This is a genomic window from Dyadobacter jiangsuensis, assembly GCF_003014695.1.
Taxonomy (GTDB): Bacteria; Bacteroidota; Bacteroidia; order Cytophagales; family Spirosomataceae; genus Dyadobacter; species Dyadobacter jiangsuensis.
This window is the reverse complement of the sequence record NZ_PYAS01000020.1, coordinates 19,909-34,740: the sequence shown is the minus strand read 5'-3', so window position 1 is coordinate 34,740 and position 14,832 is coordinate 19,909. Positions and strand designations below refer to the sequence as shown.

The window sequence follows — 14,832 nt, the reverse complement described above, 5'->3', positions numbered from 1 at the left end:
AGTGCATCAGGAAATTTGCAACACGGTATAATGTATGAATATCAGGAAAGCGGTTCCGGCCGGGGAGGAGCCCCCGCCGGACGCGAATAGTCCTCGGGCAGGGGGATAAACTCGTGGTCGTCGGCTGGCGGCAGCTGAATGCGCCCTTGTTTCCAATCCTCCTTCGCCTGCTCAATGCGCTCTTTCCGGGACGAAACAAAGTTCCACCATATAAAACGTTCGCCAAGCGGCTCGCCGCCGAGCAGCATCAGGGTGGTATTTTCCCGGGCTTTGATAACCGGCTCCGCATTCTTATTGAAAACCAGCATTTTGCCGGGCTCATAGAAGTGGCCGGCGGTTTCCACAGAACCTTTCACTACATAGATAGCCCGCTCGGAATATCCGTCAGGAACTCGAAAAACAGCGCCCGCCTCCAACACGACATGCAGATAAAACAGCGGCGAGAGGGTTTCGACGCCGTTGGAAAGGCCAAATGCGTCGCCGGCAATGAGTCGCATCCACACACCTTTGTCGGTGAATACCGGTAGCTCGCTTTTGGTGTAATTCCTGAAAGTCGGGGTAGATTCTTCATCCTTTTCGGGTAATGCGACCCACGTCTGGATCATTTCCAGTCCGCCAGCCAGCGCCGCCGGATCTTCGAAACGCTCCGAATGGGCAATGCCACTGCCGGCCGTCATCCAGTTTACTTCGCCGGGCTTAATGATCTGCTGGGCTCCCGTACTATCGCGGTGTGTAACTTGTCCGTCAAACAAATAGCTCACTGTGGACAGCCCGATATGCGGGTGCGGCAGCACATCCATCGAGGACGGGTTGGCGGGAACTGAACCCAGCGGCCCTGCGTGATCCATAAAAATGAATGGCCCGACCATCCTCCTGAGGCGAAAAGGAAGTATCCGCTTCACCACCACCGATTCACTGATTGCCGCCTTGCGGGCTTCGATTACAATATCCAGCATCAAGTATTTTTTTGGTTAAAGATAAGGGAATGCGGGATAAGTGAGAAGTGCCTTTTGTTAGTTGAGGTTACTTAGAGCGCTTGTGTTTTACTTTTTTTGATTACTTTTTGAACATGATCTCTTGTCAATCCCGACTCACCTTAATCAAAATATAAACATGCGAATATCTTCCGCTTGCATTGTTTTGGCGACCTTTTTGTCGTTTCAGGCACTTGCACAAAAGACGCAAGTCGTAAACAGCAGTATCAGGCAAGTTACGATGTACCGAAATGGTGCGGAAGTGACGAGGGATATCGCCGTGGCATTGGATGAAGGTATGCATGAACTGGTATTCAAGGGGCTGTCGGGGTCGCTGGATAAGGAGAGCATCCGGCTTTCAGGTCTGGCCGATCTAACCGTTTTGTCGGTTTTACCCAAAATGAATTACAACCAGGAAGGGGAGAAATCAAAGACCATGAAGCAGTTGGAGGCCAGGAGCGAGGCTTTTAAGGAAAAACTCGCCTTCGAGCGCGGTATGGAGCAGATTTATAAGCAGGAAGAGGAAATGCTGATTAAAAACCAGCAATTGGGCGGGGACAAGGTTGCCGTGAAGACACTGGAATTAAAGGAGGCCATTGAATTTCAGCGAAAAAGGTTGATTGAGGTTTTGCAAAAGAAACTGCCAACAATATCAAAAAGTGGGACGATAGCCTCAAAGCCGTAGGCAAGGAACTCTCACCCCTCATTACAGATTCTCAAAAGGCTACGATGGAAATCGTGGTAACGGTTTCGGCAAAGAAAGCTGCACAGGTCAAACTGGAATTGAGCTACTATTTGGCGGATGCGGGCTGGTACCCGAGCTATGATGCGAAGCTGACGGATTTATCGACGCCGCTATCATTGCAATTCAAAGCGGGGCTGTACCAATACTCCGGCGAAGATTGGAAGAAAGTGAAACTGATCCTTTCATCGGCCAATCCGAAAGACAAATTGCTGGTACCGGAGTTGAAGACTTGGTACTGGGGCTCTCCAAACGATTATAGCCAGTATCAGGCGGTCTCGACGGACGATCTTCCGGGCAATAATAGTATCACGGAAGTCAGCGGATTTGTAAAAGACGAGCAGAATGGGCCGATACCAGGGGTTTCGGTGATTATCACGGGAACGAATGTCGGAACGACTACGGATGTCAATGGCTTTTATCAATTGTCAATTCCAGGCAATCTACCGGCAAAACAGCGTCAGTTGACTTTTGCTTTTGTTGGTTATGTCGCTCAATCACAGGTCATAACAGACCGGCGTATTGATATTAATCTACAACCGGATGTTAAAGCTTTGCAGGAAGTAGCTGTGGTAGGCTACGGCGGGAAGAGTAAAAGGTTGGCCTCGCGTGTTGCCGGTATGAGTTTGGCGCAGGGTGCGTCTATTGGTCTTAATACCAGTGAAAAAGAAGCACCAACGAGCGTAACCTACGAAATCCCCGTTGCTTACACCTTGTTGTCCGACGGTAAAACTTACACCGCGGATCTGAAAACAGAACAAATTTCCGACAGTTATTACGAATACCTTGCCGTCCCAAAAGTGAGGCAAGAGGTGTTTTTGAATGCTTACCTGCCGTCATGGGCGAATCTGAATTTGCTTCCTGGCGACGTGAATCTGTATCTCGAAAACAGCTACGTAGGCAAAACCCGTCTCGATCCGGCCAATGCAGAGGATACGCTCAGCCTTTCTTTTGGTGTGGATAAATCGGTGTCCGTGCGCCGCGAACAGGTAAAGAGCTATACCAAAAGGCAATTCCTGGGAAGTAACGTGACCGAAAATCGCTCGTACCGTATTGCGTTGCGCAACACGAAGAAGGTACCTGTCAGGATCGTGGTGAAGGATCAATACCCGTTAGCACGGAGTAAAGATGTCGAGGTATTTGATAAGTCGGCCTAGGATGCAAAGGTGGATGAGAATACCGGCGAGCTTACCTGGAACTTGTCACTACCTGCGGGAGAAAGCAAAGAGTTGAATTTGCGGTATTCTGTCAAATATCCCAAAAGCGGATATATGACCGGAGAATGAGGGCCTACTCTTAGATAGTCGCCTGCATTCTCCGGTATTTCAACGGCATTATTAGCCCGAATTATCTAGGACAAAATGAGCTCCCTTTCTGCCTCAATCTCGCGTAGAAAGTGCGCGTCGTGCGACACTACGAGCAGTGTCCCGCGGTACTCGTTGATCGCCGCGGTGAGTATCCCGACGTTCTGGATGTCGAGATTGTTGGTCGGTTCGTCGAGGATGATTAAGTCCGGTGCCTGCGTGGCGACGGCCAGCGAACAGAGCATGAGCCGCATTTTTTCACCACCGCTGAGGCTGGCGCACGGCTTATCCCAGTATTCCCGCGTAAACAAAAAGCGATTGAGACGGATCTTGATGTCGTGCTCCTGCAATGCACCCGAATTGAATTGCTGGGCCTGCTCGTAGACGGTCAGTGTATTGTTGATCAATGAGTAGTCCTGATCAATGTAAACCGATTTGAAATCCGCGCGGTCAGTGGTGCCCGATAGGGGTTGAAGTTCGCCCAAGATCATCCGTATCAATGTCGTTTTGCCGGATCCGTTAGCACCCTTAATGGCAATGCGCTCGCCGCTGGTGATCTGGAAATCGAGGTTACCGGGCCAGAGTGGCTGATCGCCGTAGGTGAAGTTAACTTGCTCTGCCTTGACCAGGATTTTACCTTTATGCAGGGAAGAATTGTCAAAATCGACCTTCATTTTATCGAGTGCGGGCAGTTCGCTGCGCAGATGGCTGAGCTCCTGAGCGATTCCACTCACTTTTTCGGCGTGAATGCCCTTCATGCGGGCTGTGCTTCGTTCTGCGCTGTTGCGGAATGCATTCTGAACGATCGTAGGCAGCCCTGCTTTCTCCTGCTTCTTTTTTCCCCGTGCGTCCAGCTTCTGCTGCCGCTCCATCGACTCCCTTTCGACTTCTTTGGCCTTGCGAAGCGCTTTTTCTTTCGCTTTTACGTCAAGGCTTAGGACTTCTTGCTCGATCGCCTTTTGCTCAGCGTAGAAATCATAGTTGCCGCCATACATGGTAACGCCGCGTTTGCTGAGTTCGCAAACTGTATCGAGCAAGTTCAGGAGCGTTCTGTCGTGGCTCACTACGACCAGCGTATTGCCCGTTAAGCGAATATAGTTGTATAAAAGAGCCCGGCCAGGGGCATCGAGGTGGTTGCTGGGCTCATCGAGCAGCACAATATCGGGCTCGTGAATCATGATTCCTGCGAGGAAAACCTTTGTTTTTTGCCCGCCGCTTAGCTCGGATATGGGTTGGGAAAGGGTTATTCCCTCAAGTTGCCAATGAGCAAAAGCCTCCTGGCAGCGCTCTTCAATACCCCAGTCGTCGTCGAGCAATTCGAGGTTCATGTCCGTCAAATGCCCTTCCAGGATTTCGCGGAGTGCCAGTAACTTGTCGTGAATGCCCAGCGCTTCTGCAACTGTCAGCGCATTATATTGGCCAAATAGCTGGGGAACGAAATAGGGTTTCGAATCGGCCCCTGCCGTTCCGGACGTGGGCTTTAACCTTCCCGCCAGAATGCCCAGCAAAGTAGATTTTCCCGCGCCGTTGTTGCCTATGAGCGCGATTTTATCCTGTTTATTGACAGTAAGATTTATATCAGAAAACAGCACATCCCGGTTCGGGTGTGCATAGGTAACACCTTGCAAAAAAAGCATAGCAAATTTCTTTTGAGAATGGATAATAGCAGCCGCCATCACGGCCGCGTGCATTTATTTTTCAGAAAGAAATGATTTCCTACACCTGGTGTTTCCGGTTGGTGAATAATAATGCAAAGGTAAGAACAAATTCCGAAAGTATAATAGGTTAACTATCGGTTACTATATTGCTTTCCTTAATCAAACAGGCTGGTTTGACGATACGGTGCTTCCAGTTCAAGCAATAGCGCTTTGTTTTCAAGCCCGCCGCCAAACCCGACGAGTTTGCCGTTGGCACCCACGACGCGGTGACAGGGCGCTATAATGGGAATGGGATTCTTATTGGCCGCACCGCCCACGGCTCTTACCGAATCGGGATTGCCTATCTGCCGTGCGATATCTCCGTAGGTTCTCGTTTCGCCAAAAGGAATTGTCAGCAAGGCTTCCCAGACCTGTACTTGAAAATCGCTGCCTACGAAGTCTAGTTCGAGAGAGAAGGTTTTGCGCTTTTTGGCAAAATACTCGTTTAGCTGCTTTTCCGCTTCGACGAGTACCGGGTGGTCCTGATCTTCTACGCCGCAGTCAATGCTTGATTTTCGCGGATCGTAGTTCCAAAGCACCGCCCTCAATCCTTTCTCGCTTGCGATCAGCGTAAGTGTGCCTGTCGGCGATGCCATTCTTTTAAAGAAGCTGCTCATGTTTGCTGCATTTGTCCTTATGCAACAAAAAACCGGATTTTATTGGTTCGAATGGGTAGTATTCCGAATCGCAGAATAATGCTTCTCAAACCGGCCAATACAAAGATGGTCCTGGGAGCGAGAGCATCCCTGATAACTGAGTTCAGCATATCAACCAAGTCGAAATCAGTTCTTGGTGAAGGACGCTTTACTGTTTTTGTACTCGGAGCAAAGGGCGATGAAAACCCTGAACGCCCCGCCTGCCAATGCGCCGGAAATGTTGGCAATGCTGCCGCCAATCACGGCACCGCCCATGGAAGCAGAAATAAGAGAAGGGACCAGGGAGCTCCATTGATCTCCGCTGCAATGCTTTTTAGTTGTTGTGATGGAGGATTGCATAGGTAGTGTGTTTAATGTGGTTAACAATTTAGCTAGTACCTGTTACAAAAGTAAAGTGCTAAGCTATGATCACAAAGCGATTTAACCCCTCAATTTTTGACGTTTTTTGTAGTATTTATTGCTATGTGAGACGGATGATAGCCTGCTGAATAATAAAAAATAGCGGTTGTCAACTGTCTAAAAATCAGTTGACAACCGCTATTCAATGACTGATCTGCTTAAAGCAGGGTGGCACTCAATACGATTTCGAAGCTGAATGCCTGGCTCACCGGACAGGTTTCTTCGGCACCCTTGGCGATAGCCTGGAAGTCTTCCTCAGAAATGCCGGGTACTTTGGCTTGGAGGGTGAGCTCCGATTTGGTGATTTTGCCGTTATCCAGCGTAACAACCGATTGGGTTTCCAGGGATTCGACCGTGTAACCGGCCTGGGTGAGGTCAAGGTCGAGCTTCATGGTGAAACATCCCGCGTGAGCGGCGGCAAGAAGCTCCTCCGGGTTGGTGCCGATACCGTCTGCGAAGCGGCTGTTGAATGAATATTGCGTTTTGTTGAGTACGGTGCTGCCTGTTGTGATATGTCCGGCGCCTGTTTTGATATCACCATTCCATACGGCTGTTGCTTTGCGTTTCATGATCTTTTTGAATTTAAAATTGAAAAATGGTTTGAAAATAAACTGTACTATTTGGTACAAAATTGGGTAAAAAAATTAATCTAAGATTTTCAGGTTCATACGGACCAGGTCAGCAAGCTTGCGCTGATCGGGTTCCATTCTGCGTGTCACATTGATGCCATTCCAAAGGTTCACCAGATATGTTCCAAGTGCGGCCGCGGGCTCTTGAGTTTGGAGCAGCCCGAGGTCTTTACCTTTTTGAACGGCCTCTGTGAATATTTCTTCGAGCAAGTGGAGGTATTTCGCAGCAATCATTTTGAGGCCTGCATCGTCGGCCGATACCTGGATCAATGCATTACCGAAATAGCAACCCTTGTTACCAACCGGAGACTCGTTGCCGGTAAGTGACAGGAAGAAATCTTTGATGAACTGCACCGGGTCCGCGCAAGTTGTGAGCGCGTCACGGATGGCTTTGAAGTTCAGTTCTACGACCCGTTCCATAGATTTCCGGAACAGTTCTTCCTTGCCACCCTTGAATGCGAAATAAAAACTGCCTTTTCCGATTCCCATGGCATGGAGCAGGTCGTCGGCAGTCGCGTTGGCATATCCTTTCTCCCAAAAGACTTCCACCGCCTTGTCCAGGATCGCTGTTTCGTCATATATTTTAGGTCTGCCTGCCATTGTCTGCTTTGTTTGATAGGACAAAGGTATAATACTTTACTAATTGGTACAAAATAAAAGTAAACTTTTTTTTGAGGAGAAAGGAGGATGGAGAAAGGGGAGGAGCAAGAGGCGGTAGGTTATCTCGGGCTGTGGCATTAGCTTTGCGGGCATTTATCATATTCTAAATCTGCCATTCATTTCTTGAAAGCTGCCGGTAAACAATGGATCACCCTGGGTTTCACGCTTCTGATGCTGGTCAAAGCGTGGGTTATTCCGTTGGTGTACCTGGATTATGAACTGCGGAAGGAATATATCATCGCAAATCTTTGCGTCAACCGCGACAATCCGATTGTGGTCTGCGAAGGTAAATGCTACCTGGCCGAAAAGATTGTCGACGCGAAAAAGCAAGATGAGCGCCGGGCAGAACAGTCGTTCATGGCTAATCTGCTATTCCAGGCTATGGACACCGGCAGGCCATTCATTTTCAAATCTCCCGAGCATTTCGAAGGATGGGTGATGGTAACATTTGACTATATTTCTCCATTCCTTTCCCGCACGGTAACTGCGGACATTTTTCATCCCCCACTGGCTTAAAGTGCCACTTTCTTAGTTTTCCAAAGGCGCGGTCCAGACTGCCGCCCACCATTTCCATTTCTTTATTTCCAAAAACTTACCATGCGCGTGCATACCCGAAGATTCATCGTCGGTTTGCTGGCGGCGGCTGTGCTGACTGCCTGCGAAGACCGCAAACTGCCCTATCTGGGAGAACCACATACTGTTATTAAAACTGTGGAAGGTAAAACCACCGAGGAAACGGATTATCCGTCGATTCCGGCGTTTTCATTCATTAATCAGGATAACAAAGCCGTTTCTGAACAGGATTTCAAAGACAAAATCTACGTCGCCGACTTCTTCTTCACGACTTGCCCGACGATCTGCCCGGTGATGAAAAAGAATATGCTCAAAGTGTACGACGAGGTAAAGGATAACCCGACCGTCCGCATTCTTTCGCATACCATCGATCCGGAGCACGACACGCCCGCGGTGCTGAAAACCTACGCCAACGACCTGGGCGTAAGCAATGCAACCTGGCAGTTTGTTACCGGTGACCGTGAAAAAATCTACAATATTGGTCAGCGGCATTACCTGATTACGGCCGCCGAAGACGCCAAATCGCCGGGAGGGTTCCTGCACAGCGGCCATTTTGTGCTGCTGGATAAAGACCGTCACATCCGCGGGATGTACGACGGGACGACTGACGAAGGTACCTACGAGCTCATCCGGGATATCCGGACGCTGCTCAAAGAATATGAATAGGAAAATCGGCCTCCGGAGGAACCAGGAGGCCGATTTTCATGTAGCTTTAAGCGCAGTACAACTTCTTTAATCACTAACCTTAAACCATTATGTCGAAGAAAATTCTGTTGCTGGCAGGGGATTATGTAGAAGATTACGAGGCTATGGTGCCTTACCAGGCCTTGCTTTCTGTCGGATTTGAAGTGGATACCCTCGCTCCCGATCGCCAAAAGGGTGACACCGTGCCTACGGCCGTGCATGACTTTGTGGGTGACCAGACTTATAAGGAAACGCCGGGCCACCGTTTTGCGATTACCGCCGATTTCGACGGTATCAATCCGGCTGATTATGATGGGCTTTACATCGCAGGCGGTCGCGCGCCCGAGTACACACGCCTCAACAAGCGCGTGCTGGAAATTACCCGCCATTTCTTTGATGCTAACAAACCTGTGGCTGCCATTTGCCACGGGATCCAGATACTTACCGCCGCAAAAGTGCTGCAAGGCCGTACACTGACAGCCTATGTAGCCGTGGGCCCCGACATTGAGCTGGCTGGCGGAACCTGGAAGAACATCCCGGCTGATCAGGCTGTTGTGGATGGTAACCTGGTTACTTCACCTGCCTGGCCCGGTCACCCCGCCATTTTGAGAGAGTTTTACAAACTGCTCGGCGTGCAGATCAGCGGTATTTAATGAAGGTTTTGAAGCAAAAATGCCGGACTTGCTACGCAGGTCCGGCATTTTTTGTAATGTATTAATTTGAACTAAAACTTGAAGGATACACCTGCATTGATGGAATAATCTGCAAATGCAGCGTCGCCGCGCGTGAAGACACCGGTTTTGTCTGAATATTCTTTGTCCGTTACGCTTTGGGTGCGGTTTCTAACGAATGCAACCGGAACCGTAGCGAAGAAGCTGAATTTCTCACCCGAATAGGTGATGCCGGGCTCTACACTCCACACGTACCCCGGGCGACGGAAATCGCCGCTGCCTCCGACGAGGTCATGCACAGGAATACCTTCCAGACGGGCGCCCGCAGACACGGCCCAGCCCTTCAAAAACGGATTGAGTGAATAGCTGAAACCGCCGCGCGCCATATATTGATCGGGAACGCTCATTATGGCTTCGTTGGCGAGGCGCGGTGAAAGCGTTTCGCGGTAGGTGCGTACGCCATTCTGCTCGCGAGGGTTCACGAGGTAAAAGAAGTTGCCGTATACGCCGAAGTTGTGGAAGATATTATAAAACGTATTCAGCTCCACGGTCACACCCGTTCCACCATCCCCCAATTGAATGGATTGGTCGACGGTGCGAAGCTCCTTCGCGCCGTTCGGGCCTACATTGTACCAGTAATCCTGGTAGTTGTAATCGCCGGTAGGCAGCTTAATGCCCAAGCCCAGCTGAATATTACCCCGATAACTCTTTTTGGGATCCAAAAGCCACCGGTAGGCAGCGATACGCAAGTCGCCGATACCGAACGAATGCATACTGTGGCGTTCGTTGTACTTGTTGGAGCCGTTCACCAGCCCGTGTTCATAGAGCGAAGAGCGCGCATTTGAAATGATCGGGAGATCGACCATCAACGACCAGCGGTCGTTCAGAACGCGCATGATGTTGATATCGAGGGATGCCGTGTGGTTGATCACCTCGGTGTGCTGGACGAGCCGTTCCTTGTTCTCGTTGGGTCCGGAAAAATGGCGGAATGATTTGAAATAGCGCCCGCTCGCGCTCACAACCCATTGGCTGTGGTTGCTGCTGTCGGCGTGCGCGATCATGCACGCGTTACCGGTGCCGCGAATGGCGACACAACCCTGGGAAAATGAACGTTGAGTAGCGCAAAGGGTAATTACCAATGCGGCTGAGAGTTGTAAAAGTTTTTTCATTCTGTTTTCGGGGAATGTTCCTGTTGTGTTGAGATTGTTTTAAATTGATTGCTGCAAAGGTAAATAAAGTCAAAAAAATGAAAATATTGTACAATGATTTCGTCCGGAAAAATTGAAAAAGAGATGTACCGTTGCTCTTCCGGGCAAATAACCCTACTTTTGCGAGACAATTACCAATCTTATGTCCGAGAACAGACTTCTTTTCTGCATTTCGCCTCCTCCGGTAGCCTGAATGGCTTAATGACCGGAATCTATTTTGGTACTTCCCGTTTTCTTGGGAGGCGGTAGTGTTATTCCCTGTTACCATTGTTCACGAAGGTTGTTGAGCCTTAGCCCTTTCGCAGGGTTGTGCTTAACCGGTTTGCGCTGTACTCACTGCGCCCGATATTCATTTTCAATACCTTTTTGAACAGATATTCCAATGAAACAAGCTTTCATCAAGCTCCATATCTCCATTATTCTGGCCGGTTTTACCGGTATTTTCGGAAAACTCATTACGGTCAACGAAGGACTACTGTCGTGGTACCGCATTTGGCTCGCGGGCATTCTGATGCTGTTGATCCTGGCAGCCACCCAAAGGCTCGAACGCATATCTTTCCGCGATTTTAGCCGTACATCGCTGACCGGGCTGTTGCTCGGGTTGCACTGGATTTTCTTTTACGGAAGCATTAAGTATTCCAATATTTCGGTAGGGGTGGTATGTTTCTCGCTGGTCGGCTTTTTTACGGCCATTTTTTCTCCGTTGATCAACCGTCGGCGTTTCGTGCTTTCCGAGTTGCTGCTGAGCTTGCTCACATTGCTGGGTATTGCTTTGATTTTCAGTTTCGACTCGCGGTATCGTATCGGTATCACGCTGGGCGTGGTGTCGTCGGCCCTTGGCTCACTTTTCACGATCACCAATGAACGGCTTGCGCATTCCTTCAAAAGTGAAACGGCCACCGTATATGCACTGATCGGCGGCGCCATTGCATTGACCCCGCTCATGCCGTTGTATTTCCATTTTTTCCCCGTCGCAACGCTGCTACCATCATGGGCCGACCTGGGTTACCTGCTGCTGCTGGCATTTTTCTGTACATTCGTTCTATACATGCTCCAAACGCAGGTACTGCGCCGGATTTCGGCATTTACGGTGAATCTCAGCCTGAACCTGGAACCGGTATACACGATTATCCTCGCCATTCTGATTTATCATGAAAACAAGGAACTCCGTTGGTCATTTTATCTCGGTCTGGCGCTGATTATACTATCCGTGGTGCTGCAAATGCTCCAAGTGATGCGAGCGCATCGGAATGCGGGCCAGGTGGTGGTGGAGAGCCATTGAGCAAAACGAAGCGGGAATGTTCTTTAAAGCAGCCCCGCTTCGTTTTCCAGTTTTTGTAATGTATTATCAAGGACCACTTGCATAAGGTCTGGCCTTCCTGCAAGCTTACGCGTGAATCCTTGATAACCCAACGCTTCGGTAATGTCTTTGCCCAGATTAACTTCCTCCTGACGCTTGCTCAAAGCAATCCCCTGAGTTTGTAAATGTCCGGCCAGGTATTCCTGCTCCGACTGCCCTGGTGTGGGAATAAGCAATGCCTTTTTTTCGAATACCGCGAGGTCCATCAGGGTCGAGTAACCGCTTCTGCAAATGACGAGCCGGGCATGTATAAGCGCATCCGCAAGCTCCCGCGTGCGCGCATAGGTGGAGTATGTGATATGCGCAGGCAAATGCGCGCGCGCCGCGCCCGAGGGGTTGCCGGCAATAATATGGAAATGATAATTCGTGGCCAAAACGGCTTGTTGAAGCATATTTTCTTCCAAAATACTCCGCATGGGCTCCGGGCCGGAAAGCAGTACAAGGATAGTGTTGTGACGATTCTGCACATGCCCGGCCGGAGGTAGCAGTTGAGATAGCAACCCAATGTAATGCGAATTGGCGGGAAGTTCTCGCGGATGTGATAATGCGCCGGCGAGCCCGCCATTTTCCGGTTCATCTACTACCCAGCATTCATCGAATTTTTCGAGCATACGGTAATGCAGCCGACGCATGATGGAATCAGCGGTCGAGCCAAAACCCGTCATGATTTGTAACTGGTGGGTGAGAATCACCGATTTTAAGCCTTCAATTTTCAATCCATACCGGTTGTCGGAAACCACGAGGTCAAACTGATGCGTGGCTTGCATATCGCGGAGCCATTGTCTTTCCCGACGGATTGCCCTCAGAATTTTCGGGATTTGGGATAATATTTTCAGTACAAAAGTGCCGCCGCTGCTACTATACGTAATGTTGTAACCGGGAAGCGGAAGCTGGGGCAGGCCAGGAAAGTTCTTTTGCAACAGCACCGCGGTCGCCCCGGAGGCAGCAATGGTAACCTCGCATCCTTTGTCAATAAGGTAGCGGATGACGGGGATGCAGCGGGTGGCATGTCCCAGTCCCCAGTCCAGCGGCGCTATCAGGATACGGAATGGCAGGGTAGATTTGGAATTTAGTTACAAAGCAAAAATAGCGGGTTTGCTGCTATTTCGGGCCAAGAAATGACAGTACGCGCTCGGTAACCTCTTTCAGCGAAGGAACCTGGACGGGCTTCTGGAGGTAATCCATCACGTGCCCCGAACCCATGGCCCGGTCGTAATCCTCCACTTCGGAGGAAGAACTCATCATGCAGATTGAAATCGGCTTGGGGACGTCCGGTTTCAATTTTCCGTATTCGTTCAGGAATTGCCAGCCGTCGAGGATAGGCATATTGATGTCCAGGAGTATCAGTTGGGGTAGTTTCAGCGCATCTTCTTTGTGGCTGTTGAGGTAGTCCATTGCCTCCTGCCCGTTTTCAAAAAAAATGATTTCGCGGGCCACTTTGGCTTTTTCGATGATGCGTTTCAGCAGGTAGGTGAATATTTTGTCGTCGTCTACCACGCAGAGTATTTCAAGCATTTTCGTTAAATGTAATTTTGAATGTAATACCCGCGTCGACCTTACTGAATACCTGAATGTTCCCGCCCTGGGCTTCTATCTGATTTTTTATCAAAAATAAGCCAACTCCGTGAGCATCTTCATGTTTATGGAAAGTTTTATACAGACCAAAAATCTTATCGGCGTGAAGCGAAAGATCAATGCCTTTGCCCTGATCGCTGTATTCCAACACTTTAAGGCCTTTTTCATTCCGGTAGAACCGAAGCTGTATTACGGGATGCTGACTGTCTTTTTTGTATTTAATACCATTGGAAATCAGGTTCATCAGAATGCTTTCCAGGTAAATGCGCGGGAAGGTAATCTCTTCCTCCATGAAATCCATCCCGATTTCCGCCTGGCTGGTGTGCAGGCTTTCATCGAGCACGCTGAGGACTTGCTCCGTTACCTCCCTGATATTCAGCTTTTCGCCTTCCAGGTGATTGTCGCGGATTTTGATGACTTGTGAAAGATCGTCGAGCGTCCCGTTCAAATGCCGGGATACCGTTTTGATCTTCTGGAACAGCTCTTCGTTGTCCTTGGTAAGGGTCGATTCATCGACAAAATCCGCGAGCAGGGCGATGTTGCTCGAATGGTTGCGGAGGTTGTGGGAAAGGATATGGGTAAAGCTTTGCAGCTGGCTGTTCTTCTGGGCCATCTGATCGATCGATTTGACCAGTTTCAGTTCCAACGTTTTGTACCGGTCGATATCCATGATAATGCCCCTGATTTGGGTCACCTGGCCGCTGGCATTCAGCGATGGCGTCGCTGAAAATCGCACCCATTTACGCACACCCGTGGCCGTAGTAAGTTGCAGTTCATGGTCCCATGAGCTGCCGGTTTCAATCGACTCCCGGAGCGCCGCGCGGACGATGAGCTGATAGGGTTCCGGAAAAAAGCGCAGCAGGTCGGTTTCACTATGGATATGTTCTTCGTTGGTTTCCAGTATGTTACCACAGGTGGCGGTCCAGCGGAATTGCCCCGTAGCCGGGTCGTATTCCCAGCCACCGAGTTTACCTACATTGCTTGCGGCACTGAGCAGGAACTCGCTTTCCGCCAGTTTTTCCTCTACGGCCGTTCGTTCGTCGATTTCCCGCTGCAGATCGGAGACGGAGCGGAGCAGGAGCACATTGGGGAAGATTTTGAAGAGGTAGTAGACCGTGGTCATCGAGATGATCGCCGTGGCAAACCTCACCAATGCACTGAACCGGTAGACGGGTATCCAGAAGATCAATGCATCGATCAGGTGCGTAGCGCCGCAGAAAGCGATGAATGCAACGAAGAGCCAGATTGTTTTCGGAAATGGAAAGTCTTTTCTGCTGCGGATAAACCGGATCAGGAAAATGGGGATCAGGAAATAGGCCGCCCAGATGAGAATGTCGGAAATAATATACATCCAACCATGAAAATCCGACCACGAGCCGCAGTACCAGCGTGCCGGCCATTCCGATTGGCTGAAAATCCCCCGGAAGAATTCTGCCACTTGCTCCGGCAGCCCTTGCTCGCCTGTTTTTAGGGGAGCTGAACCCGTATGGCAAAGTGTTATACGGTCGTCTGAAATGGCATGATGTTGCGCAGCTTGCGGGGTCATGGATGCTTAATTAACGGGAGGCGTATGCAAATATTAATGATAAAACTCATGCCAAACAACAGCGCATTCGTTTTCAAAACAAGACTGCCTGATGCCGTAAAAATACTATTCTACTTTATTTGTAAAAATAGTTTTAGGAACAGACAGGAATCGC

Annotated in this window: 16 protein-coding genes; 6 read left to right on the top strand and 10 right to left on the bottom strand. The window is 49.7% G+C overall.

Features of this window, described 5'->3' with window-relative positions; genetic code table 11:
- Window positions 1–41: 41 nt before the first annotated feature.
- Window positions 42–956: a pirin family protein gene (locus CLV60_RS30255; RefSeq protein WP_106599148.1), complete on the bottom strand. Its 915-nt coding sequence runs from the start codon at window positions 954–956 to the stop codon at window positions 42–44.
- 157 nt (window positions 957–1,113) lie between these two features.
- Between CLV60_RS30255 and CLV60_RS30250 the strand changes: the two genes are divergently transcribed.
- Both CLV60_RS30250 and CLV60_RS30245 read left to right on the top strand, forming a co-directional pair.
- A complete protein-coding gene (locus CLV60_RS30250; RefSeq protein ID WP_106599147.1) occupies window positions 1,114–1,659 on the top strand; it encodes a DUF4140 domain-containing protein in 546 nt (181 codons plus the stop codon).
- A 44-nt stretch (window positions 1,660–1,703) separates the two neighbouring features.
- Window positions 1,704–2,873 (top strand): DUF4139 domain-containing protein, encoded by a 1,170-nt coding sequence (locus tag CLV60_RS30245; protein ID WP_106599146.1) that lies wholly within the window; start codon window positions 1,704–1,706, stop codon window positions 2,871–2,873.
- 194 nt (window positions 2,874–3,067) lie between these two features.
- Here the strand turns inward: CLV60_RS30245 and abc-f are convergent, their stop codons facing one another.
- The 5 genes from abc-f to CLV60_RS30220 form a co-directional block, all read right to left on the bottom strand.
- A complete protein-coding gene (gene abc-f, locus CLV60_RS30240; protein ID WP_106599190.1) occupies window positions 3,068–4,657 on the bottom strand; it encodes a ribosomal protection-like ABC-F family protein in 1,590 nt (529 codons plus the stop codon).
- 176 nt (window positions 4,658–4,833) lie between these two features.
- Window positions 4,834–5,334, bottom strand: a complete 501-nt coding sequence (locus CLV60_RS30235; RefSeq protein WP_106599145.1) for a methylated-DNA--[protein]-cysteine S-methyltransferase — start codon at window positions 5,332–5,334, stop codon at window positions 4,834–4,836.
- Window positions 5,335–5,499: 165 nt separating this feature from the next.
- Window positions 5,500–5,712 carry a hypothetical protein gene (locus CLV60_RS30230; RefSeq protein WP_106599144.1) on the bottom strand — a complete coding sequence of 71 codons (213 nt, stop codon included), beginning with the start codon at window positions 5,710–5,712 and terminating at the stop codon, window positions 5,500–5,502.
- Window positions 5,713–5,930: 218 nt separating this feature from the next.
- Entirely contained in the window at window positions 5,931–6,341 is a 411-nt protein-coding gene (locus CLV60_RS30225) for an OsmC family protein (RefSeq protein ID WP_106599189.1), read from the bottom strand.
- Between the two features lie 75 nt (window positions 6,342–6,416).
- On the bottom strand, window positions 6,417–7,001 hold the full coding sequence (locus CLV60_RS30220; protein ID WP_106599143.1) for a TetR/AcrR family transcriptional regulator: 585 nt from the start codon (window positions 6,999–7,001) through the stop codon (window positions 6,417–6,419).
- Between the two features lie 183 nt (window positions 7,002–7,184).
- Here CLV60_RS30220 and CLV60_RS30215 point away from each other — a divergent pair, with 183 nt between their 5' ends.
- From CLV60_RS30215 to CLV60_RS30205, 3 genes are all read left to right on the top strand, one after another.
- Window positions 7,185–7,577 (top strand): hypothetical protein, encoded by a 393-nt coding sequence (locus CLV60_RS30215; RefSeq protein WP_229211198.1) that lies wholly within the window; start codon window positions 7,185–7,187, stop codon window positions 7,575–7,577.
- Between the two features lie 81 nt (window positions 7,578–7,658).
- Window positions 7,659–8,300, top strand: coding sequence for an SCO family protein (locus CLV60_RS30210; protein ID WP_106599142.1), 642 nt, complete (start codon window positions 7,659–7,661; stop codon window positions 8,298–8,300).
- An 89-nt stretch (window positions 8,301–8,389) separates the two neighbouring features.
- Complete coding sequence (locus CLV60_RS30205) at window positions 8,390–8,971, top strand: DJ-1/PfpI family protein (RefSeq protein ID WP_106599141.1); 582 nt, start codon at window positions 8,390–8,392, stop codon at window positions 8,969–8,971.
- Between the two features lie 71 nt (window positions 8,972–9,042).
- On the opposite strand, the gene CLV60_RS30200 is transcribed toward CLV60_RS30205, so the two are convergent.
- On the bottom strand, window positions 9,043–10,158 hold the full coding sequence (locus CLV60_RS30200) for a hypothetical protein (protein WP_170118906.1): 1,116 nt from the start codon (window positions 10,156–10,158) through the stop codon (window positions 9,043–9,045).
- 421 nt (window positions 10,159–10,579) lie between these two features.
- Between CLV60_RS30200 and CLV60_RS30195 the strand changes: the two genes are divergently transcribed.
- Window positions 10,580–11,479 (top strand): DMT family transporter, encoded by a 900-nt coding sequence (locus tag CLV60_RS30195; protein WP_106599140.1) that lies wholly within the window; start codon window positions 10,580–10,582, stop codon window positions 11,477–11,479.
- Window positions 11,480–11,502: 23 nt separating this feature from the next.
- Here the strand turns inward: CLV60_RS30195 and CLV60_RS30190 are convergent, their stop codons facing one another.
- The 3 genes from CLV60_RS30190 to CLV60_RS30180 all read right to left on the bottom strand — a co-directional run bounded on the left by CLV60_RS30190 (window position 11,503) and on the right by CLV60_RS30180 (window position 14,678).
- Window positions 11,503–12,483 (bottom strand): glycosyltransferase, encoded by a 981-nt coding sequence (locus CLV60_RS30190; protein WP_229211197.1) that lies wholly within the window; start codon window positions 12,481–12,483, stop codon window positions 11,503–11,505.
- 175 nt (window positions 12,484–12,658) lie between these two features.
- Entirely contained in the window at window positions 12,659–13,072 is a 414-nt protein-coding gene (locus CLV60_RS30185; RefSeq protein WP_106599138.1) for a response regulator, read from the bottom strand.
- The gene (locus CLV60_RS30180; protein WP_106599137.1) at window positions 13,065–14,678 is read right to left on the bottom strand and encodes a sensor histidine kinase; all 1,614 of its coding nucleotides are present in this window, start codon (window positions 14,676–14,678) and stop codon (window positions 13,065–13,067) included. The genes CLV60_RS30185 and CLV60_RS30180 overlap by 8 nt, the downstream gene beginning before the upstream one ends.
- Window positions 14,679–14,832 lie beyond the last annotated feature (154 nt).